Genomic DNA, 22,580 nt, shown 5'->3' on the forward strand with positions numbered 1-22,580 from the left:
ATATAAGGCTATTCTGATAATTTATTTTTTACCCAAGCAAATCCATCCAAAATATATCTAGGTAGTGTTGGGTAGCTATTGTCGTCTGAAATGATAGATTGATAGAGTAACTCACCAGAAAAGTCACTTTTACTATCTGAAAGTGCACGTTGAATTTCAAACGACCTGTGTTTCAATGCCTCGAAATTTTTAGTGCTTTTAGCTTTTACAATCTGATGATATGTACGTGGCTTGCAGGACTCTAGAGCTGAATTTAGGATTGAGTTATTAAAGTTTTCAAGTATAAATGCTTCTTCCAAGCTAGTTGCATAATAATCATTGATTATGTCTTTCTGAAAAACAACAAAAATATTTTCATCATTAATATAGTCTATGTTTTTCAGATCTTTTTCTGTAGATACAGAAGGTTTTTTGCTCATGAAAAATTTTATAGTTGCATTTGTAGTCTGGAATCCATCCAAATCTTTTATCTGAGAGTAATTTATTTTTTCTTTAATTTCAGGGGTGTCAGCAATGTCTTTCTTATGCCCACAAATTATACAATCGTCATCAGATATATTATGGGGCTTGTTTTTTTGACAGGGAGACCTTTTAATGTCTAAGTCCGTGATAATTAAACATGGGATTTTTAACTTTTTTGCTAATGGGAAATAAACTTTCCCATGCGCTCCATTTATATTAAAAATAGATATGTAGCTATTTTTTAAAATCGGGTCTTTATCTATGTAAAACTGAAGAAGGGTTTCTTCAGTTGCACCTTCAACAAAAATAATTGCATCAGCGAAAAATAGCTCGGAAACTTTATATTTTATATGTTTTTTAATAAACTTAAGATCTTTGCTATCATCTAAATCAGCTGATATAACATCATCATTTAAATTTATAACGTTGGCTGATTTATCTATAATGTTGAGATAGTTAATATTATTAAACGAGTTGCTGCTATGTATCTTACTATTGACAATGTGAGATGAGTGGGTAGTTATAGCTATTTGGCAATTTAATATTTTGCTATCCTCATCAGAGCCTTTAGAAATTTCCAAAGCCTTTTGTACTGCATTATCAATTCTGTTGATGAAAAACTCTTGCATCTGAGGATGCATAAATGCTTCTGGCTCTTCTATAAACAGTAAATTAATAGAACTGTTTTGGCTATCTTTTTTATAACTATCAACATAGTAAATAATCTCGCCGATAATGTTTAAAAGATTGATGTAGCCTAGTCCAAACTGACTTTCAGGTATGTAATCGCCATTATCAGAAAAATTATACTTTATTAGTTCTTTCACGACTTTATCATAAGTAACGTTGCCACTTAAATTCAAGTCGACATGGTTTTTATCCTCTATTTGTGTGAGCACAGATGAAACATTATCACTTTTTGCCTTTATTTTTTCTGTTAATACTTGGTTTATACCACTGACTTCCGTTTTCAAAATCCCTTTGTTAGTTAAATCATTGTCAAACTGGAATTTAATAATTTTATTGAAAACCTCACTTAAAACACCATCTTTTAAATGCCTGTTAGCTTTAATTTCTCTAAGGTTAATTAGTTCTTTTAATGAAAACTTTTTTGCCTCATGTCCATTAGAATTGTAGTATTTTATAGTGAAAAGTTTTTTCTCAGAGTCCTGATTTAGAAAATCAGATGATTGATCTAATAACTCGTAAAATAATTGAATGCTTTCATTGCGGCTTAAACTATGCCTCTTGGAGTATTCAACCAGTTTTATTATTGCATCTTTATAAACTGATGCTTCAGTAATCTCTATTCTTATTTTTATTAAAATACTGTTCAATCCATCAGTGCGAGCTTGTGTATGGGCAAATTCTATTAAGCCAGACATAAGGTCGTTTTTATCCATGTCGACCACGACTTTAATAGTAAAAGCTAACTCTGGCAGGCTAATGTTTACATCGTCTGTAGTAAGGTATTGATCGTGTAGTTCTGATAAGTAGTTATTATTGAAATCGGTAGAGCGGGGTTGCCGATTCTCGTGTATTAGTTTTAATGCATTGGCTATAGTTGTCTTGCCAGCATTATTTTTACCAATGATAAGCGTTGTAGATGGGCCAATAACTGATTTGGGGTTATCTACATTTTGTTGCGTAGTAGTAATGTTACTTGGCTCTACAAATCTCACAAGATTGTTTTCGTTTCGAAACTTTCTGTAGTTTTCAATTTTAAGGCTCTCTAAATACACTGTAATCTCTCCTAATATATTGTTATATATTATTTCAGGGTCGTAGGTTCGATTAGAACGTTCGAGAAATAAGGTCGTTATCACTACTAAACACTCACTATCGGGCCTTCAATAAAAACTGTTTCCCGATAGAGATGTATGCCACTTGTACTGTACCCAATATGATTTTTCACCTATGCAATCATGTCGATGGTGCTTGTTGCATAGCTGCGACAATCTGCTCTCGCCATGGGGTGGGCTAGGGGTTGGCTGCGAGATAACAACCCGCCCGATCTTTGCCCCGAATAGGCAGGGAAGTGTTAGCGCGGTGCAATGCGCTGCGCTTATTGCACCCTACGCTTGTTAACTGGCCTCGGTGCTGCGGGTTGGGTGTTGCCCCCTGTTGTTCGCCGAGGTGAGGGCACAAGGTCAGGAGCGCCGTCATGGACGACGGCGCAGACGCAGGCGGTACAGGGATGTACCGTCTGTGTCGTTCCGCCAACCTTTTGCCTGAACCGAGGGAACCCGCCGTAGGAGGGCGAACAAGTGGGGGTGGCCTTTCTTTTGGTGACTTTTCTTTGGCCACGCAAAGAAAAGTCACTCGCCAAGCCGCGCAGCGGCGGCGAAACCCCATCGAGGACGGAGTCCTCGTGTCCTGCATGGCGAAGCCATGCCATTTAGGCTGGCGATATTCCGCCATGTAATGACGTTACCGACCCCCCTCACCCTAGCCCTCTCCCGCAAGGGGAGAGGGGACGGTTACCGCGGACGATTACGCTTCGCTAATCGACCCTACGTTAAAGTGGCTACCGCCCCTGACTCTCGCTACCAGATTGCGCCGTTGACCATTGATCTCGGAAAAGGGGTCAACAGACGCCCGTCGCCATATTACGGAGCCAGAGTGGTCTTATCTATGGTTTTGATGAGCTAACTATCAGAAAAGAGTGATTTTTTGCGCTGGCACAAACTTTTATTAATTCGCGATTAGTTGATGATTGTCGGGGTTTGGTCGTAGCGGGGCGGTGGGATGACGCCGCGAGGGGGACGCAAAAGGTAAAAAGAGGGGAGCGCAAACGGAAAAAGCGAAGGGGCCCGCAATGGGCCCCTTGTTGTTGGCGCTCGACTCCGCGCCGCTATTTGGCGGTAGGGGTTGGGAAGTATTTGCTGTGCAGAAGCGGGTATTCGCTGCTCGCCAGCACCTGGGTCAAGCCGGTCTGGAACTCCTTGACCAGCTCGTCGCTCACCGGATGGCTAAAGGCGAAGCAGAACTGCTCCGAGCTCAGTACCCACTGCTCCTTGAAGCGGGCGGGATCGAGTTTTTGTTCGACGATCAGCTGCTCCATGGTGGTCTTGTTGGTGGAGACCAGATCGACCCGGCCTGAGGTGAGCATCTTGAGCGCCTGTGCCAGCCGGTTGGCGGCCATCAGTTTGGTCTCGTCAAAGCCGTTGTTGAGCAGCAGTTGCTCCCCCACATCGGCTCGCACCGCCCCGATATTGAACGCCTTGGCATCGTCGAGCTTGGTGATGGTGATATTGCGATCGGCCAGCCCCACCAGCACGATCTCGGCATACCCGATGGGGCAGGCCCACTTGAACAGGGGATCCCGCGCCTGGGTGCGGGCGGTGGAGAAGAGCACCGCATTGGGCTTTTGGGTCAGCAGGTAGTAGCCGCGCGCCCAGGGCATGATGGTGATGGGCTGCGCCGGCGTATTGGTCTTTTTCCACACCAGTTGCAGCAGCTCGACCGCGAGGCCGGTGGGGGCACCGCTGGCATCGGCGTAGTTGTAGGGTTTGTACTCTTCGGTGATGTAGTGCAGTTTGCCGAGCTCAGGACTCGCCTGTGCGAGGGTGGCCAGCAGCGCCCCGGCCAATCCAATCCATGGTTTCATTTTTGCCATCCTGATCAAGGGAATATCTGCTCAAGTGTGACCAAGCTGGCCGATTTCGCCAAGGCGATGGAGCATGTTTGGCAAAAAAGCGCGAGGGGCGGCCGCCATCTTGCGCCCTGTGTCGGCGGCGATCAGGGCGTTAGCGCAGTGGCAGGTATTTGGCTTGCAGGGCCGAGAAATCTGCCGAGGCGACGACCTGGGTCAGCGCCTGCTGAAAGAGGGCGACCTCGCTGTCGGGCACCTGACGGCTGAAGGCGTAGCAGAGCGGTCTGGCATCCAGCACGAAGGCGACATGAAAGTCATCCGGCTTGAAGCCGAGCTGCTGCAGGGTTTGATAGCCCGCGAGCTTGTTGGTCGCAAAGAGATCGGCGCGACCTGAGGTGAGCATTTTGGCCGCCTGGGTGAGGCGGTTGGCCAGCATCAGCTGGCGCTCATCGATACCGCGTTCGAGCAGCAGCTGTCTGGAGACGGTAGAGCGCACCACGCCGACCTTGTAGCGGCTGATCTCGGCCACGGAGCCTAGGGTGATGTTGTCCGCCTTGCGCCCCAGCAGCACAAACTCCGAGTGATCGATGGGGCAGGCCCACTTGAAAAGCGCCTCCCGCTGCGGGGTGCGGGCGGTGGAGAAGAGCACCACATTGGGTTTTTGTTGCAGCAGGTTGTAGCCCCGGGCCCAGGGCAGAATGCGGATGGGCTGGGGCGATACGCCCCGCGCTTTCCAGATAAGCTGCATCAGCTCCACCGACAATCCGGTCGGCATCCCTTGTTGGTCGCTGAAATTAAACGGGGGAGAGATTTCGCTCAGATACTCAAGCTTGCCCGGATCGGCCTGCGCGAAGGTGGCCCACAAGAGCAGTAGCAGATGAGGTAGGTGCCATGTCCGCACGGGAAAGATCCTTCGCAATCAACTATGTAGCCCAGTTTGACTGCTTGCGGCGGGAATAGCTAGCCACCTCTATTGCATCTTTCATCAATAAAATGGGCAGCGAACTGCTGCCCATCGGGTGAGTGCTCAGCGCACCGGCAGGTATTTGGCCTGCAATTTGCGAAACTCCTCCGAAGCGAGGGCGCGGGTCAGGCCCTGCTGAAAGAGGGTGATCTCGCTGTCTGGCACCTGACGGCTGAAGGCGTAGCAGAGCTGCTCGGCGCTCAGCACCATGGCCACGTTGAAGTCGTCGCTATTGAGCTTCAGTTCGCGGATGGCGTCATATCCCGCCAGCTTGCTGGTGGCGAGCAGGTCGGCGCGGCCGGAGAGCAGCATCTTCAACCCCTGCGACAGGCGGTTGGCCGGGATGATGTTGTTGTCATCCATGCCGTTGTTGAGCAGCAACTGCTCGGCGGCGTCCGAGCGCACCGCGCTGATCTTGTACTGGCTCATCTGTTCGAAGGCGGTCAGGGTGATGTTTTGCGCTTTGCGGCCGAGCAGTATGTACTCCGAGTAGCCGATGGGGCAGACCCACTTGAAGAGATCCTCCCGCGCCTGGGTGCGGGCGGTGGAGAAGAGCACCACGTTGGGCTTCTGGGTTAGCAAGTAATAACCTCGCGCCCAGGGCAGGATGCGCACCGGCTGGGGTGTCATGCCGCTGTGTTGCCAGATCATCTGCAGCAGATCGACCGCAAGGCCGGTGGGCTGGCCTTGCGGATCGCTGAAGTTGTAGGGGGGGTACTCTTCGGTGAGGTACTCGAGCTTGCCCAGATCAGCCCGGGCCGTCGAGGCCCAGCAGAGCAGCAACAGATGACAGATCAGCCATATCCTCATTGGGAACATCCTTAGCGATCAACCTTCTCTTGAGTGTGACCATGAACAGCGTAAATAGCCACTCACTGCCGTTACCAGCGGGCGCGGATCTGCCCGATGGGTTGGTAGGCCTCATCCCGCAGCCCCACCAGCAGGGTCTTGCCATCCGCCTGCAGCCGGAACTCGCCGTAGCGGGCTCTTTCGTACTGCCCCCCCGTGCCCTCTTCAAAGAAGTAGGCATCGGGGCCAATCTGCCACTGCCGCTCGCTCTGGTGCACCTGCAATAGCCGCTCATCGCTGGCGAGTCGATCCGGTTTGCCAGCGGCCACCAGAGTGGCTACCTGATGGGCATCGAGGCGGATCACCAGGGTATCGCTGCCCTTGTTTTGAGTCGCACGGGCATCGCGGCTGGTCAGCTCGCGGGCAATCTCGTAGTTCAGCCGCATGTAATCCCCCTGCATCAGAGAGCGGGGATCGACCGGAGCGAGCCGCAGCAGCACCACTTCGCCGCTGCTCATGGCGTGCTCATAGCGCCAGACGGTGGCATTGATGCCTGCCAGGATGGCGAGGCCGCTCAGCAACAGGGCGAGTTGTCGGGTGACAGGTTTCATGAGTCGCTCCTTGCCGCAAAGGTGGTGAGCAGTTGGCGGGCCCCCAGCAGCAGGATGCCGGAGCCCAGCAGCAGCCAGGATTTGGTCATCAGGGTGAGCCCCAGATCGTAGTAATAGAGCGAACCATAACCGAGCAGCAGCAGGGCCGAGAGGGTCATCAGCCCCAGACTGCCGGCATAAAACCCGAGGATCAGCACCAGTGCGCCTGCCCCCATGCCGGGGATAACGGCGCTGATCAGCACCAGTGGCAGGCCAAACAGCAGGGGGAGCTTGAGTTTCACCATCACCGCCAGCAGCAGGGCGGCGCAGAGCAGGGGATTGAGCCAGAGCGGCAGGCGGGACAGCCCCAGTTCGTCCAGCATGCTGCTGCCGCCGTCCCAGAGCGGGTGGTGCAGACGGCCCAGCACCAGCAGGGAGAGGGCGAGCCCCAACGTGATGGAGTGGTAGAGCTGGTGACGCTCTGGATCCCTATCTGCCCGCAGCCAGCAGAAGGTGATGGCCGCCATCACCAGCGGCAGGGCCAGCAGTTGCAGCCCGAGGCAGGCGAGGCCAAGGGTGAGCAGCAGGGCCGCCGCCACGCTGTGAAACAGCCGCACCAGCCAGTGATCGAACAGCACGGCGATGGCAAGGGACAGCAGGCACAACCCAAACCAGAGCAGGGCGTGATGAAGGTCCAGCTGATCGAGCAGGCCATAGAGCAGCCAGGCATCAGCCGCCAGGGTGAGGGCCAGCACGAACTGATCCCAGAGATCGCCGCTTTGGCTGCGATTGAGGGCGTAGGCCCCCGCCAGCAGCACGGCCCCCAGCAGCAGGGCGCTGTTGGCCTCGCGGGTCAGCTGTTCGAAGGTAAGAAACAGGAAAAAGAGCAGGAACAGGGCGGCAATCCAGCCCACCAGCCCCAGCAGAAAGCGGCTCGACCAGTGGGGCTGGTTGTTGCGGGGCATCTCCCCTTCTACCAGATTGGCCTGTTGCAGTGCTTGCCAAAAGGTCAGATCACTCATGAGACCTCCGTTGTTGTTGCAGCCAGCGGGCGGCGGTGACCGAAAGGCCGATGGCAATCAGGCTCAGCAGCAAGAAGCCGTTGATGTCGGGCTCCATCCACTTGCCCAGCGCCGCGAGGATGACGGCAATCAGACTGAGGCACCCCATGGCGAGTCCGGCGATAAATTTGTGGTGCCACAGGGCATAGGCCGCAGCGAGCCAGCCAAACCAGAGCGGCCACACCAGCGGGGAGGCGGCATCAAACAGCGCCAGCAGGGTGAGCAGGGTGGCCCCCAGACCGGCAGCCAGACCCGCCAGCCAGCTTGGCATCAGGCGCCAGCGGTTTGGCGCCAGCAGAAGCAGACCCCAGAGGGCGGCGTTGAGCAGGGTAAGGCACCAGCCCAATCCCTCTTCATCAAAGGTAAAGAAGAGCGTGAACAAACCGAGCCGCCAGTAGAGCACCAGCGCCAGCTGGCCGAGCAGCCAGCTTAAGGTCCAGAGCAGGGGGCTTTGGCCAAATACCGCCAGCGGCACCAGCATCAGCGCCCAGGTGGCGAACAGCTGCCAGGGATCGGCGCCGGTCTGGTAGGTCTGACCCACCAGCGCCAGCAGGGCGCCGATATTGAGGGCGATGGCGAGCAGCAGCGCCTGACGGGGGGTATCCCCCAGCGGTTTGCGCCACAGCAGAAGCAGCATGGCGAGCAGCGGTGCCTCCAGCAGGGCGAGGCGGGAGACCCGGCCCAGCTCTTGCCAGTTGAAGGCGACGAAGAAGATGAGGCCAGCCCCGATACAGATGGCGCCGAGCCAGAGCAGCAGCCGGTCAAACAGCCACTGCCAGCGCGCCGGATGGGGGGAAGATCGGCGAGGGTCAGGGCGTCCGCCAGCTTCTCTGGCGCCAGCCGTCCCTGTTTGACCCATTCGAGAAGCGTCTCTCTTGATACGTTGTGCATGGGGGGACTCCACGAGGTTTGCCCCATTATGGCATGAGGCACCCGCAACCGTGCACTGTCCCTTGGCTCTGCGGCTGGTGGTTGCGACAGCGGATTACGTAGCAAACAAAGCAGCAAACAAAAAAGCCCTCCACAGGGGAGGGCTTGAGCAGCGGAAAAGGCGATCAGGCAAAGATCAGAGTGCTCACCCCGAGGCCGACGAAGAGGATGGCGCAGGCGATGCGGATCCCCTTGAGCGGCAGCTTGTCTGCCCCCAGCTTGCCGATCAGCACCACAGGCACGTTGGCCAGCATCATGCCGAGGGTGGTCCCGGTAATGACCTGCACCAGCGAGTCATATTTGGCGGCCAGCAGCACGGTGGCAATCTGGGTCTTGTCGCCAATTTCGGCAATAAAGAAGAGCACGAAGGTGGCCATAAAGGGGCCGTATTTATCCAGCGAGCTCTCCTCGTCATCCATCTTGTCCGGCACCAAAATCCAGATAGCCATGGCGATAAAGGCGATGGCGACCAGCCAGGTCATTATCTTGGGATCGAGCCAGCGGCTGATGAACTCACCAATCCAGGCGGCGCCCGCATGGTTGAGCAGGGTAGCCGCCAGCATGCCGGCGATGATGGGCCAGGGCTTGCGAAAACGGCAGATGAGCAGCAACGCCAACAGCTGGGTTTTATCGCCGATTTCGGCAATAGCGACGCTGAGGGTTGAGGTTAACAAGGCTTCCATAAAAATGACCGGGGGACGGAATTGTTATAAACCAAAGACAAGCCTGCGCCATCCGTCCCCGGTATTGGCACTGGCCCGTCAAAGGTCTTGTCAAATCCATGGTTGGCATGGATCACCCTGACCATGGTGATTTGGCACCAAGTATGTTGATCAGGGTCGCAAACCGGTATTCATGCAATGGATGGCACCGGCGTGCGAGACTACTCCCCCTCGATGGGAGCGGGCATTCTAGGGAAAAACCGCATGAGTGACAAGGGGATCAGCCACCCACCAGCTTGACGCTGAAACCGGCTTTCTCCAGCTCGGTTTTGATCAGGTCCCGTTTATCCCCCTGGATTTCGATCACTCCCTCCTTGATACCACCTCCGGTGCCGCACTTTTTCTTGAGCAGGGTGGCCAGGGATTTTTGCTGATCGGCGGGTACGCCATGAATGGTGATCACCCCGGCGCCCTTGCGCCCCTTGGTCTCGCGGCGAATGCGCACGGTGCCGTCGGTGGGGAAGGGGGAGGCGGATTGGGGAGCGCTCTGCTCCTTGATCATGCCGCCATCTGTGCTGTAAACGAGGCGGCTGTTGTTGTCGTGACTCATGGCAATACTTTATGGGTTAGCTAAGCGGAGTTTGATTTTACTCAAATAAAAGTTGAAGACACAGCTTATAATGCCCCAAGTAAAAGCGAATTATTATTGTTTAACTTCAGGAGTCAGTCATGGTACTCACGCAGTTGTCACCGGGACAGAGTGCTCGCATCAAGAATATGAATCAGCTCGCCCGGCCGCTGCGCCGCAAACTGATGGTGATGGGCCTGTTGCCCCAGACTGAAGTCATCTATCTGCGCTCCGCCCCCCTGGGGGACCCGCTCCAGATCCAGTGCCAGGGGATCTGTCTCTCCATGCAAAAGAGTCTGGCCCAGCAAATAGAAGTCGAGCCGGTATAACCCCCTGCTCGGCTACCGCTCCGGTCAAGAAACGTCACCGGGAGCGGTTCAGAGACAAGAAGTCGAACCTGCAAAGCGGCTTGCCACACACGCGGCGGGTTCAGAAGAAAATAGAGGTAGAGCTGGTATGAATTATTCTCTGGTAACGGTAGGTAACCCCAATAGCGGCAAGACCTCCCTGTTCAACGCCCTGACCGGCGCCCGCCAGCAGGTAGGCAACTGGAGTGGCGTCACCGTCGACAAGAAGATGGGTGAGTTCAGCGCGGGTGAGCATCACTTCAAGCTGATGGATCTGCCCGGCATCTATAGCCTGGCCAGTCAGGATGGCAGTCTGGACGAGCAGATCGCCAGCCGCTTTGCCCAGGGCCAACAACCCGACCTGCTGCTCAACGTCATCGACGCCGCCAATCTGGAGCGCTCCCTCTACCTCACGCTGCAACTGCGCGAACTGGGCCTGCCCATGGTGGTGGTGCTCAACAAGCTGGATATCCTGCAAAAGCGCCGCATCGTCATCGACGAGAGCAAGCTAGGCAAATCCCTCGGTTGCCCGGTGGTGGCCCTCTCTGCCCACAACAGCAAGCAGGTTGCCGCCTTCAAGCAGCAGATCCGGCAGTTTATCGGTCAGCCGCAAGCCGCCTTGCAGCTCGATTACGGCCACGCGCTTGAAACCGATTTGGCGGAGCTGGAAACCCTGCTCGCCCCGCATCACCTCACTACCCGTGGCCGCGCCCTGCGCCTGCTGGAAGAGGATGCGGTGATGCAGGAGACCCTGCTGCCCGGTCAGCAGGCGGCCGCAGCTAATGTAGTGGCTCGCGCCCATCAGGGACAGGATATCGACCTGCAACTGGCGGATATTCGCTACGGCCATATCCACCAGTGGGTACAACAGGCTCGTCAGCAGAAGGGCAAGCTCACCGAGGCCCAGAGCGAGTGGCTGGATCGGGTGCTGCTCAATCGCTGGATTGGCATCCCCTTCTTCCTGTTTGTCATGTACCTGATGTTCCTGTTTGCCATCAACGTCGGCAGCGCCTTTATCGACTTCTTCGACATCATGGGTGGCGCCCTGTTTGTCGATGGGGTGCATCACCTGCTGGGGCTGGTCAATGCCCCCGAATGGCTGGGCGCCATTCTGGCTGATGGCTTTGGCGTTGGCTTGCAGACCGTGGCCACCTTTATTCCGGTGATTGGCTGCCTCTATCTCTTCCTCGCGGTGCTGGAGAGCTCCGGCTATCTGGCCCGTGCCGCCTTCGTGGTGGATGCCCTGATGCGCCGCCTCGGCCTGCCGGGCAAGGCGTTCGTGCCGATGCTGATGGGCTTTGGTTGTACCGTCCCCTCGGTGATGGCGACCCGTACCCTCAACTCCGAGCGGGAGCGGCTGATGACCTCCGCCATGGCGCCTTTCATGTCGTGCGGTGCCCGTCTGCCGGTTTACGCCCTGTTTGCGGTGGCTTTCTTCCCCGAGTCTGGCCAGAACCTGGTGTTCGGTCTCTACCTCATCGGCATTCTGGTGGCGGTGCTCACCGGCCTGTTGCTGCGTAGCACCCTGCTGCCGGGCAAGAGCGACTCCATGCTGATGGAGATGCCGGATTACGAGTGGCCGCGTCCGGTCAACGTTGCCATCAAGACCTGGCAGAAGCTCAAATCCTTCGTCTTTGGCGCCGGTAAAACCATCGTACTGGTGGTTGCCGTGCTGAGCGTGCTCAATTCGCTCGGCACCGATGGCAGCTTTGGCCATCAGGAGCAGGAGAGCTCGGTGCTGAGCAAAATCAGCCAGGCCGTCACGCCGGTGCTGCACCCCATCGGTGTGCGCGATGACAACTGGCAAGCCACGGTCGGTATTGTCACTGGTATCTTCGCCAAAGAGGCGGTGGTCGGTACCCTCAACAGCCTCTACGCCGGTGGTGGCGCAGATGAAGAGGAGGCGAGCGAGTTCTCGCTGGTGGCCAGTTTCCACGAGGCGATCGATGCCGTGGCGGCCAATCTGGCGGAGATCAACCCGAGCGACCCCATGGGGCTTGATGTTGGCAACCTCGACGATCAGAAAGCTGCCGCCGAGGCGCAGGAGGTGGATGTCTCCACCTACGGCAATATGCAGACTCACTTCGACGGGGCGGCCGGTGCCTTTGCCTACCTCTTGTTCGTGCTGCTCTACATGCCCTGCGCCGCCGCCATGGGCGCGCTGGTGCGGGAAACCGGTCGCCAGTGGGCGCTGATGACGGCGGTATGGTGCAACTACATGGCCTTTATGTGCGCCACCCTCTTCTATCAGATCGCGACCTTTGCCGCTCATCCGGAGCAGAGCCTGTTCTGGATCGTCAGCTACGGCCTCTCTCTGGTACTGCTCTGGTGGGCCGGTCGCCGTCACGGTGACATCGTCGCCCGCAAGGTGGTGACCTTATGATCCTGCGCGAGCTGGGGGATTACCTCGCCGCGCAGCAGAAGGTGAGCCGGCGTGATCTGGCTCGCCACTTCCACACCTCGGAAGATGCGGTGGAGGCCATGCTCGGCGTCTGGATGCGCAAGGGGCGGGTCATCAAGCGCGAGAGTCGGGTTTGTGGTGGCAGTTGCTGCGGCAAGAGCGAGGAGGTGATGTTCGAGTGGTGTGACGCGGGCCAGATTGGCATCAAGATCCGCTAAACGACTACCAGACCTCATCACCAAAGAGCGAACAATAAAAAACGGCAGGCCCTGCATTAAATGAGGGTCTGCCGTTTTTATTGCTGAAGACAGGCGGGATCAGGCGCTCTGGCGGGCCTCGCCCAGCAGTGCCAGCGCCGGTTGGGCGTTGTCTGGCATCAGCCGGTAGGCCTTGTGATGTTTGACCAGGGTGGTCTTCTTGTTGCCCTGGCTCAGCAGCAGGCCGTGCTTGAAGGCCGCCTCAGCCAGCACCTTCTCGTCACCGCGCACATAGAGGGTGAGGGGTTTGACAAGCTCACCGTCCTCGATATGGCCTTCATATTCGCTATGGCTTACCACCAGACTCGCCTGACCGCCCGATTGCAGGCGCAGCTTGGCGTTCACCTCGCTCTCGGTCAGCACCAGCCAGCCTGCCGCTGAGAGCTCCTCCAGCAGCGCCGCCAGCTTGGCCCCCAGTTGCTGCGGATTGGTCATGGCGCACTGGTATTGGAAGGCGATGCGCTCCAGCAATCCCTTGAGATCGGCGCCCGCACCCAGAGTGCGGCCAAGCTGCACCCAAGCTTTCAAATCTTCCATCACCAGACGGGAGAAGCGCTTCTCCTTGAGGGAGTCGGCCATCCAGGTGCAGAGAAAGTGGCTCTCTTGCGCCGGAGTGCGCTTGCCCGCCTTTTGCTCGGCGGTGCGGGCCAGTTCGGCCAGGCTCTGGGTGGCCATCTCGAGCAGGGCCTGATTGTAGGTAGGAGAGGTCATAAGCAATCCTTGAGTTGACCACCTGGGGCCAACACCGATGACAGAGATGGCAAAGGCGCCAGTGGCGCCTTTGCGGTTCAATAGAGCAACGGCCCGCCTTATTTCGGCTGACGGGGCTTCTTGGCTGCAGCCAGACGCTTGAGGCGCTGACCCTGCAGCTTGGCTTCGGCCATCACCTGGGCCACGGCGTTATCTTCACGCTGCGGGCGCTTGCCAAAGCGACGACGCTCCTGCAATTGCTTGATCAGCTCGTCACGGCTGCTCACCTCATAGCCAGGCACCATGATGCGGCGGATCTTCTGGCCGATCAGGGCCTCGATCTCCAGCAGGGTACGCTCCTCTTCACGGCTGACGAAGGAGATGGCCATGCCGCGCTTGCCGGCACGACCGGTACGACCGATGCGGTGCACGTAATCTTCCGCCAGGAACGGCAGATCATAGTTGATCACGTATTCCAGGCTCGGGATATCCAGACCACGGGCGGCCACTTCGGTGGCGACCAGTACCCGTACCTTGCCTTCCATGAATTCGCGCAGGGCGCGGCGACGGTTGCCCTGGGCCTTCTCGCCATGGACAACGGCGGACTTGATGCCGTCGAGGTTCAGCTCCTCGACCAGCACATCACAGCTCTCGCGGGTACTGGCGAATACCAGCACCTGCTGCCAGTTCTGCTTGCCAATCAGCTCTGAGAGCAGCTCGCGCTTGCGCTTCTGCTCGACCGGATAGACGGTGTGGCTGACGGTGTCGGCGGTGGAGTTTTGCTTGTTGACGCTGACGATCTGCGGGCGATCCAGCATCAGGTTGGCCAGCTTCTTCACCGCGTCGGAGAAGGTGGCGGAGAAGAGCAGGTTTTGACGGGTCTTGTTGACCGCTTGCAGGATCTTCTGCACATCGGCACTGAAGCCCATGTCGAGGATGCGATCCGCTTCATCCATCACCAGACACTCGACGCCAGAGAGGCTGAGGTTGCAGGCGGTGAGGTGCTCCAGCAGACGGCCCGGGGTGGCCACAATGATGTGAGCGCCCGCTTTGAGCTTCTTGGCCTGCACGTCCTGCTTGCCACCGCCGACGATGGTGATGGTGGTGATATCGAGATACTTGGCGAAGTCATTGATGTTGCTCGCCACCTGAGCCGCCAGCTCGCGGGTCGGGGTCAGGATCAGCACACGGGCGTTGGAAGGCTGGACCGGAGCCGGATTGTCTACCAGACGCTGCAAGATGGGCAGGGCGAAGGCGGCGGTCTTGCCGGTACCGGTCTGGGCGCTGGCCAGCACATCGCGGCCACGGCGAATGGCCGGGATCGCCTGTTGCTGCACAGGGGTCATCTCCTGATAACCGCAATCTGAGACAGCACGCAAAATCTCGGGGGCAAAATCGAACGATTCAAATCTCATAATGGGTTCCTGTGTTCCAGCTGGGCTGTGTTTGGCTTGGTTAGCTCGGCATGAGCGAGACGGAGGTTGTAACCACCGACGGCTGCGCCTGACATCAAGTCAGAGAGTGAGCCGGAAAATGGCGGGCGCGAAGTGTAACAGATAGACGTCACAAATTCTGCCTCAAATGGTTGTCCTTTTCTCATCCTTTGTGGTGTGAATGGCGGTTGAAAGCAATCATTTGACTCCCAAATGCCAAGCTTGGAGGTGTGGGCTAACGGTTTTGGGCAAGGACGAGAGGGATATCAATGGAACTGGAACAGTTAAAACGCCAGCTGGAGCAGCTTGGCGAGCGCAATGACAGCATGCAGCAGGCACGCCACCGCAAGCTGCTCAATATCACCCGCGACACGGGGGAGTTGCTGTCAGTGCTGGTGCAGACCCGTGGGGCGCAGGCGGTGCTGGAGATCGGCACCTCCAATGGTTACTCCACACTCTGGCTGGCAGAAGCGGTGCGTCGGCTGGAGGGGCACGTTACAACCATTGAGCTGGATGAGGATAAGCGCGTGCTGGCCCATGACAACTTTCAGCAGGCAGAGTTGGCCCCCTGGGTAACCTTGCTGGCAGGGGATGCGGGCGAGTTGCTACCGACCTTGCCGCAAGGCGGCTATCAGCTCATCTTCCTCGATTCGGATCGTCAGCACTACCGGGCATGGTGGCCGCAGATCCGCCGCCTGCTGGCACCCCGTGGCCTGCTGGTGGTCGACAACGCCATCTCCCATCGCAGCGAGATGGTGGAGTGGATGAACGAGGTCGGGCAGGATCCGGCCTTTGCCACCTCGCTGGTGCCGGTCGGCAAGGGGGAGTGGCTGGTGGTGCGTGTGTAGGGAGAGTGAGTATGGAATTGAACACCATGGAGCCAAAAGCAGTGGTAGAGGCCTATTGGCAGGAGATGCAGAGCAATGACTTTGCGAAGGCGGCAAGCTGGCTGGGAGATGATTTTTTCTGTGACTGGCCCCAATCGGGAGAACGGATTGTGGGGCGAGAGAACTTCATCAAGATCAATCGTCGCTACCCCGCAGCTGGCCTGTGGCGCTTCGAGATTGTCCGTCTTCTGGCACAAGGGAGTGAGGTGGTCAGTGAGGTGCTGGTCAGCGATGGGGTCGTAAATGCTCGCGCCATCACATTTCACCATGTTGCGGAAGGTAAAATTCAACAGCAGACCGAGTATTGGCCCGATGAGTATGCCGCGCCAGAATGGCGCAGTTCTTGGGTTTGTCCGATGCCAAAGAGTTAGCCATCGCTATTCACTGGCGGCATGTCAAAGAAATCAGCCCCGCATTGGCGGGGCTGATAGTGAAAGTGCATCACGGTCTTGGCCGGTCGGATCAGACCGCCAGATAGTCCATGATCCCTTCGGCCGCCTTGCGCCCTTCGTAGATGGCGGTCACCACCAGATCGGAGCCACGTACCGCGTCGCCACCGGCGAACACCTTGGGGTTGCTGGTCTGGAAGGCATACTCCGCCTGCTCGCGGGCCTTGATGCGATCCCGGTTGTCGAGCTCGATGCCGAACTCCGCCATCCAGGGCTGGGGGTTGGGCTGGAAGCCAAACGCCATCACCACCGCATCGGCAGCCAGCACCTGCTCGGAGCCCTCGATGATCACCGGATTGCGGCGGCCATTGGCGTCGGGTTCACCCAGCTCGGTGCTCACCACCTTGATGCCGACGGTGCGACCATGGGCATCCAGCTCGACAGCTACCGGTTGCAGGTTGAACATGAATTCAACCCCCTCCTCGCGGGCGTTTTTCACCTCCCGCTTGGAACCCGGCATGTTCTCCTCGTCGCGGCGATAGGCACAGATCACCTTGGCGGCCCCCTGACGGATGGCGGTACGTACACAGTCCATGGCGGTATCGCCACCGCCCAGCACCACCACCTGCTTGCCGGCGAAGTCGATATAGTCGGCTTGCGCCTTCTCGAACCCCAGCAACCGGTTGGCGTTGGCGATGAGGTAGGGCAGGGCATCATAGACGCCCGGCGCCTCTTCGTTGGCAAAGCCGCCCTTCATGTACTTGTAGGTGCCTACCCCGAGGAAGACCGCATCGAACTCGCCGAGCAGATCGGCGAAGGTGACATCACGGCCCACCTCGGTCTCGAGACGAAACTCCACGCCCATCCCTTGGAATATCTCGCGGCGACGCTGCATCACCTCTTTTTCCAGCTTGAAGGAGGGGATGCCGAAGGTGAGCAGGCCACCGATCTCCGGATACTTGTCAAACACCACCGGGGTGACGCCGTTGCGTGCCAGTACGTCGGCGCAGGCGAGACCCGCGGGGCCGGCACCAATGACGGCGACCCGCTTGCCGGTCTTGACCACGTTCGAGAGATCGGGCTTCCAGCCCATCTCGAACGCCTTGTCGGTGATGTATTTTTCGATGTTGCCGATGGTCACCGCGCCGAAGCGATCGTTGAGGGTGCAGGAGCCCTCGCAGAGGCGATCCTGCGGGCAGACCCGACCGCACACTTCCGGCAGGCTGTTGGTCTGGTGGGAGAGCTCCACCGCCTCCAGAATGCGCCCCTCTTTGGCCAGTTTCAGCCAGTTGGGGATGTAGTTGTGGACCGGACACTTCCACTCGCAGTAGGGGTTGCCGCACTCGAGGCAGCGATCAGCCTGCATCTGTACCTGCGGCTGATTGAAGGACTCGTAGATCTCCACAAACTGGATTTTGCGGATCTTGAGCGGCTTCTTGGGCGGGTCGACCCGCTGGACATCGATAAACTGAAATACGTTCTGGCTCATAGGGTTCCCTCCTTATTGCGCCTGGATTCTGAGTTCTGCACTGGAACGGCTGGTGTGACCCAGCAGCGATTTCACGTCGCTGGACTTGGGTTTGATCAGCCTGAACTTGGGCACATAGGAGTCAAAGTTGGCCAGGATCTCCTCGGCGCGCGAGCTGCCGGTCTCATTGAGGTGCGCCGTGATGATGCCGCGCAGGTGCTCCTGATGGATGGCGAGATCCGCCACGTCCAGCAGTTCCACCAGCTCGGGGTTGGTGCGCTTGGCGAAGTTGCCGCACTCGTCGAGCACGTAGGCAAAGCCGCCGGTCATGCCCGCCGCGAAGTTGACGCCAGTCTGACCGAGCACGGTGACGATGCCGCCGGTCATGTATTCACAACCGTTGTCGCCAATTCCCTCGACCACCGCCAGGGCGCCTGAGTTGCGCACCGCGAAACGCTCGCCGGCAGTGCCCGCGGCGTAGAGTTTGCCGCCGGTGGCGCCGTAGAGGCAGGTGTTGCCGATGATGGCCGCTTCATGGGATTTGAACGCCACGCCGACATGGGGCTTGATCACCAGCTTGCCGCCGGTCATCCCCTTGCCCACGTAGTCGTTGGCGTCACCGGTGAGGATCATCTCAAGGCCACCCGCGTTCCAGACGCCGAAGCTCTGGCCCGCGGTACCGTTGAAGTGCACCTTGACCGGATCCGCCGCCATCCCCTGATTGCCGTGACGTTTGACGATCTCGCCCGAGAGGCGCGCACCCACCGAGCGGTCGGTGTTGCGAATGTCGTAGCGGAACTCGCCACCGCTTGAGGTTTCCACCGCTTCCAGCAGATCTTCCACCATCTTGAGGTTGAGCGGCCCCTTGTCGAAGGTGGGGTTGTGCTGCTGGCTGAACAGGCTGGAGCCTGCTGGTGCTACCGGACGGGCCAGAATGCCAGAGAGATCCAGCTTGGCCTGACGAGCGGTGAGGCCGGGCAGGGCTTCCAGCAGATCGGTGCGGCCAATCAGGTCGGTCAGCTGGGTGACGCCGAGCTGGGCCATCAGCTCGCGGGTCTCTTCGGCGATGAACTTGAAGTAGTTCATCACCATCTCCGGCAGGCCGGTGAAGTGCTCGCGACGCAGCTTCTCATCCTGAGTGGCAACGCCGGTGGCGCAGTTGTTCAGGTGGCAAATACGCAGGTATTTGCAACCGAGCGCCACCATGGGGCCGGTGCCAAAGCCGAAGCTCTCGGCGCCGAGGATGGCCGCCTTGATGATGTCGAGGCCGGTTTTGAGACCGCCATCCACCTGCAGCCGCACCTTGTGGCGCAGACCGTTGGCGACCAGCGCCTGCTGGGTTTCAGCCAGACCCAACTCCCACGGGGAGCCGGCATATTTGACCGAGGTGAGGGGGCTCGCGCCAGTGCCGCCGTCATAACCGGAGATGGTGATGAAGTCGGCATAGGCCTTGGCCACGCCGCAGGCGATGGTGCCGACGCCAGGCTCGGAGACCAGTTTCACCGACACCAGACAGCTCGGGTTGATCTGCTTGATGTCGAAGATGAGCTGGGCCAGATCCTCGATGGAGTAGATATCGTGGTGCGGCGGCGGCGAGATCAGGGTCACGCCGGGCACGGAATAGCGCAGCTGGGCGATCTGGGCGGTGACCTTGTCACCGGGAAGTTGGCCACCCTCGCCGGGCTTGGCCCCCTGCGCCACCTTGATCTGCACCACATCTGCGTTCATCAGGTAGTGGGGGGTGACACCGAAGCGGCCGGAAGCCACCTGCTTGATGCGGGAGTTCTTCTCCGTACCGAAGCGCTTGGGATCTTCGCCCCCTTCGCCGGAGTTGCTCTGACCACCGAGGCGGTTCATGGCGACAGCCAGCGCCTCGTGGGCCTCAGGGCCGAGGGCACCGATGGACATGGCGGCGGAGTCGAAGCGGGGGAACAGCTTGTCGGCCGGCTCCACTTGATCCAGCGCGACCGGATTGTCGACTTTCTTCAGGGCCAGCAGATCGCGCAGGGTGGCAACCGGGCGCTCGTTCACCAGACGGGCGTACTCCTTGTAATCGGCATAGTTGCCGGAGCGCACCGCGGTTTGCAGGGTCTGCACCACATCCGGGTTGTAGGTGTGGTACTCGCCGCCGTGGACGAACTTGAGCAGGCCGCCATGGGGGAGGGGCTTGCGCACCAGCCATGCCTGACGGGCCAGATTGTGCTGATCCTGCTGGATGTCTGCAAAATCGGCACCCTGAATACGGCTCGATACGCCGCGGAAGCAGGTATCGACCACCGATTTGGCCAGACCCACTGCTTCGAACAGCTGGGAGCAGCGGTAGCTGGCGACCGTGCTGATGCCCATCTTGGACATCACCTTGTAGAGCCCCTTGTTGATGCCGCTGCGGTAGTTGACCATGGCTTGGCGCAGGGACATGGTGAGCACGCCCTCTTCAACCTGTTTGGCCAGGGTTTCGTAGGCCAGATAGGGGTAGATGGCGGTCGCGCCAAAGCCCAGCAGCACCGAGAAGTGGTGCGGATCGCGGCAGCTTGCAGTCTCCACCAGAATGTTGGCGTCGCAGCGCAGGTTGTTGTCCACCAGGGTGCGCTGCACTGCACCCACCGCCATGGCGGCCGGGATCGGCAGGGTGTCGGCGCTGATATCGCGATCCGACAGCACCAGCAGCACGGTGCCACTCCTGGCAGCGGTTTTGGCCTCGTTGCAGATGCGCACGATGGCCGCTTCCAGCCCCTCTTCGGGCTTGAAGTTGAGGCTGATCACCTGATGACGGTAGTACTCACCTTCCAGTGCCAGCAGCTGGTGGAAGTCGGAGTAGAGCAGAATCGGCGACTGGAACAGCACCCGGTGGGCGTGGCCGAAGGTCTCGTTGAAGACGTTCTGCTCGCGACCGATACAGGTGGCCAGCGACATCACGTGGTTTTCCCGCAGCGGATCGATGGGCGGGTTGGTCACCTGGGCAAACATCTGGCGGAAGTAGTCATAGAGGGTACGCGGGCCGGAGGAGAGCACCGCCATCGGGGTATCATCCCCCATGGAGCCCACCGCTTCCTGACCATTTTCACCGAGCACCCGGATGATCTGATCCAGCTCCTCGAAGGAGTAGCCAAACAGCTTCTGATAGGTTTTCAGCTGGTCGTCGGAGAACTCGCGGCTACCGGTCTGGCTGTCGTCCATCTGCTCGAAGGGGACCAGTCGGCGGCAATGTTTATCCATCCACTGCTTGTAGGTGTGGCGGTTTTTGAGATCGTCATCGATCTCGAAGCTGGTCCACACCTTGCCGTTGCTGGTATCCACCACGAACAGCTCGCCCGGGCCGACCCGGCCCTTCTCCAGCACTTCGTCCGGGGTGTAGTCCCAGGTGCCGACCTCGGAGGCGAGGGTGATGAACTTGTCCTTGGTGATGACGTAGCGGGCCGGACGCAGACCGTTGCGATCAAGTGCGCAGGTGGCGTAGCGACCGTCGGTCATGACGATACCAGCGGGGCCATCCCACGGCTCCATGTGCATGGAGTTGAAGTCGTAGAAGGCGCGCAGGTCGTCATCCATGTTCGGGTGTTTTTGCCATGCAGGCGGGATCAACAGGCGCATGGCGCGGAACAGGTCCATACCACCGGCGAGGAAGAGATCCAGCATGTTGTCGAGGCTGGAGGAGTCAGAGCCGGTGGTGTTGACGAAGGGAGCCGCTTCCTGCAAATCGGGGATCAGCGGCGTCGCAAACTTGTAGCTGCGTGCCTTGGCCCACTGGCGGTTGCCGGCGATGGTGTTGATCTCGCCGTTGTGGGCCAGATAGCGGAACGGCTGGGCCAGCGGCCAGCGCGGGCTGGTGTTGGTGGAGAAACGCTGGTGGAAGACGCAGATGGCCGCCTGCATACGGATGTCGGCGAGATCCAGATAGAAGCGCGGCAAGTCCACCGGCATGCACAGTCCTTTATAGACGGTGACCAGGTTGGAGAGGCTGACCACATAGAAGTAGTCGTCGTTGACTCGCTTTTCGATGCGGCGGCGCACGATATAGAGGCGGCGCTCGAGATCCTTGTCGACCCAGCCGGGCGGGGCGTTGACAAAGACCTGTTCAATGCTGGGCAGGGAGGCTTTTGCGATAGTACCCAGTACGTTGGTATCGACGGGCACCTTGCGCCAGCCGACCAGACTCAGGGTCTCTTTTTCCAGCTCTTCGTCGATGATGTCGCGGGTCTGCTGGGCCAATACGGGGTCAGGGTTGAGAAACAGCATGCCGACCGCATAGTTGCGGCCAAGGTGCCATCCCTTCTCCTCGGCGACAGCTCTGAAGAAGCTGTCCGGTTTTTGCAGCAGCAGACCGCAACCATCGCCGGTCTTGCCATCGGCGGAGATCCCGCCGCGGTGCTGCATGCGAGCCAATGCTGACATCGCGAGACGGACAAGCTTGTGGCTGGCTTCCCCTTCCATGTGGGCCAACAGGCCGAAGCCACAGTTATCCCTCTCCAGCTTTGGATCATATAGTGACATTGCATTTCTCCCTTGCTCGGCCTTGCATCGCACAGTCATCACCTGACTGCATAAATTGCGATTGGCTCTTGTGGTTCCGTCTGCCTGACGTGGCGAATCTCCAAACTAATGGGATTTTCTGGCGAGGTCAATCGCAGGTCAGGTTTGTCTTCATGGTTACATTCGCATAACAAAATGTCGGGTTAGGGGGATTCGCTCGCAGTTATGGAGTATTTATTCTGTGTTGCTTGATTTTGTTGGTTAAATATATCGCCATTGACGGGCTCAATGGTGCGCTCGGCGACGATGGGCGAATGTAGTAATTTTACCAACCCGATGTGGCCGACAGCGGAAGGGATCACATTTTCAATATCCCATGCTTGCAATTGTGTGCTGTCGGGTCTCTTTGAATTTTTCATTGTTCAACAGTGGGTTATCAGGTCTCATTTTCATATGGATGTTTACTGTTTGAATCGTCAAAGAACTGTAAAAATCCTTTTTTTGCGCTTTTTCTCTATATTTATTCAAAATTGGTCGGGTATTTATATGTTTTCCCC

The 22,580-nt window shown here is 57.7% G+C and carries 17 protein-coding genes and 1 pseudogene; 5 read left to right on the plus strand and 13 right to left on the minus strand.

What is annotated here, in order from left to right; genetic code table 11:
* Positions 1-8: 8 nt before the first annotated feature.
* The 9 genes and pseudogenes from ACTG2U_RS21245 to ACTG2U_RS21285 form a co-directional block, all read right to left on the minus strand.
* Complete coding sequence (locus ACTG2U_RS21245; RefSeq protein WP_439973833.1) at positions 9-2,204, minus strand: AAA family ATPase; 2,196 nt, start codon at positions 2,202-2,204, stop codon at positions 9-11.
* Between the two features lie 1,112 nt (positions 2,205-3,316).
* Positions 3,317-4,072: a substrate-binding periplasmic protein gene (locus ACTG2U_RS21250; RefSeq protein WP_429207633.1), complete on the minus strand. Its 756-nt coding sequence runs from the start codon at positions 4,070-4,072 to the stop codon at positions 3,317-3,319.
* Positions 4,073-4,211: 139 nt separating this feature from the next.
* Complete coding sequence (locus tag ACTG2U_RS21255; protein WP_439973834.1) at positions 4,212-4,958, minus strand: substrate-binding periplasmic protein; 747 nt, start codon at positions 4,956-4,958, stop codon at positions 4,212-4,214.
* 126 nt (positions 4,959-5,084) lie between these two features.
* Complete coding sequence (locus ACTG2U_RS21260) at positions 5,085-5,831, minus strand: substrate-binding periplasmic protein (protein WP_150389310.1); 747 nt, start codon at positions 5,829-5,831, stop codon at positions 5,085-5,087.
* A 71-nt stretch (positions 5,832-5,902) separates the two neighbouring features.
* Complete coding sequence (locus tag ACTG2U_RS21265; RefSeq protein WP_323977781.1) at positions 5,903-6,421, minus strand: GDYXXLXY domain-containing protein; 519 nt, start codon at positions 6,419-6,421, stop codon at positions 5,903-5,905.
* Entirely contained in the window at positions 6,418-7,422 is a 1,005-nt protein-coding gene (locus ACTG2U_RS21270; RefSeq protein WP_439973836.1) for a DUF4401 domain-containing protein, read from the minus strand. Before ACTG2U_RS21270 ends, ACTG2U_RS21265 begins: the two co-directional genes overlap by 4 nt.
* A pseudogene (locus ACTG2U_RS21275) lies at positions 7,415-8,352 on the minus strand (DUF2157 domain-containing protein). The gene ACTG2U_RS21270 and the pseudogene ACTG2U_RS21275 overlap by 8 nt, the downstream one beginning before the upstream one ends.
* 164 nt (positions 8,353-8,516) lie before the next feature.
* The gene (locus ACTG2U_RS21280; RefSeq protein ID WP_005337386.1) at positions 8,517-9,074 is read right to left on the minus strand and encodes a TMEM165/GDT1 family protein; all 558 of its coding nucleotides are present in this window, start codon (positions 9,072-9,074) and stop codon (positions 8,517-8,519) included.
* A gap of 259 nt (positions 9,075-9,333) precedes the next feature.
* The gene (locus ACTG2U_RS21285) at positions 9,334-9,663 is read right to left on the minus strand and encodes a translation initiation factor (RefSeq protein WP_005337385.1); all 330 of its coding nucleotides are present in this window, start codon (positions 9,661-9,663) and stop codon (positions 9,334-9,336) included.
* 119 nt (positions 9,664-9,782) lie between these two features.
* Here ACTG2U_RS21285 and ACTG2U_RS21290 point away from each other — a divergent pair, with 119 nt between their 5' ends.
* From ACTG2U_RS21290 to ACTG2U_RS21300, 3 genes are all read left to right on the plus strand, one after another.
* Entirely contained in the window at positions 9,783-10,010 is a 228-nt protein-coding gene (locus ACTG2U_RS21290; RefSeq protein WP_005337384.1) for a FeoA family protein, read from the plus strand.
* Positions 10,011-10,137: 127 nt separating this feature from the next.
* Positions 10,138-12,411: a Fe(2+) transporter permease subunit FeoB gene (gene feoB / locus ACTG2U_RS21295; RefSeq protein ID WP_236768262.1), complete on the plus strand. Its 2,274-nt coding sequence runs from the start codon at positions 10,138-10,140 to the stop codon at positions 12,409-12,411.
* The gene (locus ACTG2U_RS21300; protein WP_005350974.1) at positions 12,408-12,647 is read left to right on the plus strand and encodes a FeoC-like transcriptional regulator; all 240 of its coding nucleotides are present in this window, start codon (positions 12,408-12,410) and stop codon (positions 12,645-12,647) included. The genes feoB and ACTG2U_RS21300 overlap by 4 nt, the downstream gene beginning before the upstream one ends.
* A gap of 99 nt (positions 12,648-12,746) precedes the next feature.
* On the opposite strand, the gene ACTG2U_RS21305 is transcribed toward ACTG2U_RS21300, so the two are convergent.
* Both ACTG2U_RS21305 and ACTG2U_RS21310 read right to left on the minus strand, forming a co-directional pair.
* The gene (locus ACTG2U_RS21305) at positions 12,747-13,397 is read right to left on the minus strand and encodes a DUF2913 family protein (protein WP_439973837.1); all 651 of its coding nucleotides are present in this window, start codon (positions 13,395-13,397) and stop codon (positions 12,747-12,749) included.
* A gap of 98 nt (positions 13,398-13,495) precedes the next feature.
* Entirely contained in the window at positions 13,496-14,791 is a 1,296-nt protein-coding gene (locus ACTG2U_RS21310) for a DEAD/DEAH box helicase (RefSeq protein ID WP_439975097.1), read from the minus strand.
* Positions 14,792-15,078: 287 nt separating this feature from the next.
* Between ACTG2U_RS21310 and ACTG2U_RS21315 the strand changes: the two genes are divergently transcribed.
* A complete protein-coding gene (locus tag ACTG2U_RS21315) occupies positions 15,079-15,657 on the plus strand; it encodes an O-methyltransferase (RefSeq protein ID WP_439973839.1) in 579 nt (192 codons plus the stop codon).
* Between the two features lie 11 nt (positions 15,658-15,668).
* Positions 15,669-16,067, plus strand: a complete 399-nt coding sequence (locus ACTG2U_RS21320; protein ID WP_439973840.1) for a nuclear transport factor 2 family protein — start codon at positions 15,669-15,671, stop codon at positions 16,065-16,067.
* 91 nt (positions 16,068-16,158) lie between these two features.
* On the opposite strand, the gene ACTG2U_RS21325 is transcribed toward ACTG2U_RS21320, so the two are convergent.
* On the minus strand, positions 16,159-17,574 hold the full coding sequence (locus ACTG2U_RS21325) for an FAD-dependent oxidoreductase (RefSeq protein WP_064341967.1): 1,416 nt from the start codon (positions 17,572-17,574) through the stop codon (positions 16,159-16,161).
* A 12-nt stretch (positions 17,575-17,586) separates the two neighbouring features.
* Positions 17,587-22,044: a glutamate synthase large subunit gene (gltB, locus tag ACTG2U_RS21330; protein WP_439973841.1), complete on the minus strand. Its 4,458-nt coding sequence runs from the start codon at positions 22,042-22,044 to the stop codon at positions 17,587-17,589.
* Positions 22,045-22,580 lie beyond the last annotated feature (536 nt).

This window comes from Aeromonas sp. 95A (assembly GCF_051919235.1).
GTDB classification, from domain to species: domain Bacteria; phylum Pseudomonadota; class Gammaproteobacteria; order Enterobacterales; family Aeromonadaceae; genus Aeromonas; species Aeromonas veronii.

Excerpts from the sequence above, each read along its gene's own strand:
- gltB (WP_439973841.1), bottom strand. The coding sequence starts at position 22,044 with ATGTCACTATATGATCCAAAGCTGGAGAGGGATAACTGTGGCTTCGGC.
- ACTG2U_RS21325 (WP_064341967.1), bottom strand. The coding sequence starts at position 17,574 with ATGAGCCAGAACGTATTTCAGTTTATCGATGTCCAGCGGGTCGACCCG.
- ACTG2U_RS21320 (WP_439973840.1), top strand. The coding sequence starts at position 15,669 with ATGGAATTGAACACCATGGAGCCAAAAGCAGTGGTAGAGGCCTATTGG.
- ACTG2U_RS21290 (WP_005337384.1), top strand. The coding sequence starts at position 9,783 with ATGGTACTCACGCAGTTGTCACCGGGACAGAGTGCTCGCATCAAGAAT.
- ACTG2U_RS21265 (WP_323977781.1), bottom strand. The coding sequence starts at position 6,421 with ATGAAACCTGTCACCCGACAACTCGCCCTGTTGCTGAGCGGCCTCGCC.
- ACTG2U_RS21280 (WP_005337386.1), bottom strand. The coding sequence starts at position 9,074 with ATGGAAGCCTTGTTAACCTCAACCCTCAGCGTCGCTATTGCCGAAATC.
- feoB (WP_236768262.1), top strand. The coding sequence starts at position 10,138 with ATGAATTATTCTCTGGTAACGGTAGGTAACCCCAATAGCGGCAAGACC.
- ACTG2U_RS21315 (WP_439973839.1), top strand. The coding sequence starts at position 15,079 with ATGGAACTGGAACAGTTAAAACGCCAGCTGGAGCAGCTTGGCGAGCGC.
- ACTG2U_RS21285 (WP_005337385.1), bottom strand. The coding sequence starts at position 9,663 with ATGAGTCACGACAACAACAGCCGCCTCGTTTACAGCACAGATGGCGGC.
- ACTG2U_RS21270 (WP_439973836.1), bottom strand. The coding sequence starts at position 7,422 with ATGAGTGATCTGACCTTTTGGCAAGCACTGCAACAGGCCAATCTGGTA.
- ACTG2U_RS21305 (WP_439973837.1), bottom strand. The coding sequence starts at position 13,397 with ATGACCTCTCCTACCTACAATCAGGCCCTGCTCGAGATGGCCACCCAG.
- ACTG2U_RS21300 (WP_005350974.1), top strand. The coding sequence starts at position 12,408 with ATGATCCTGCGCGAGCTGGGGGATTACCTCGCCGCGCAGCAGAAGGTG.
- ACTG2U_RS21260 (WP_150389310.1), bottom strand. The coding sequence starts at position 5,831 with ATGAGGATATGGCTGATCTGTCATCTGTTGCTGCTCTGCTGGGCCTCG.
- ACTG2U_RS21250 (WP_429207633.1), bottom strand. The coding sequence starts at position 4,072 with ATGAAACCATGGATTGGATTGGCCGGGGCGCTGCTGGCCACCCTCGCA.
- ACTG2U_RS21310 (WP_439975097.1), bottom strand. The coding sequence starts at position 14,791 with ATGAGATTTGAATCGTTCGATTTTGCCCCCGAGATTTTGCGTGCTGTC.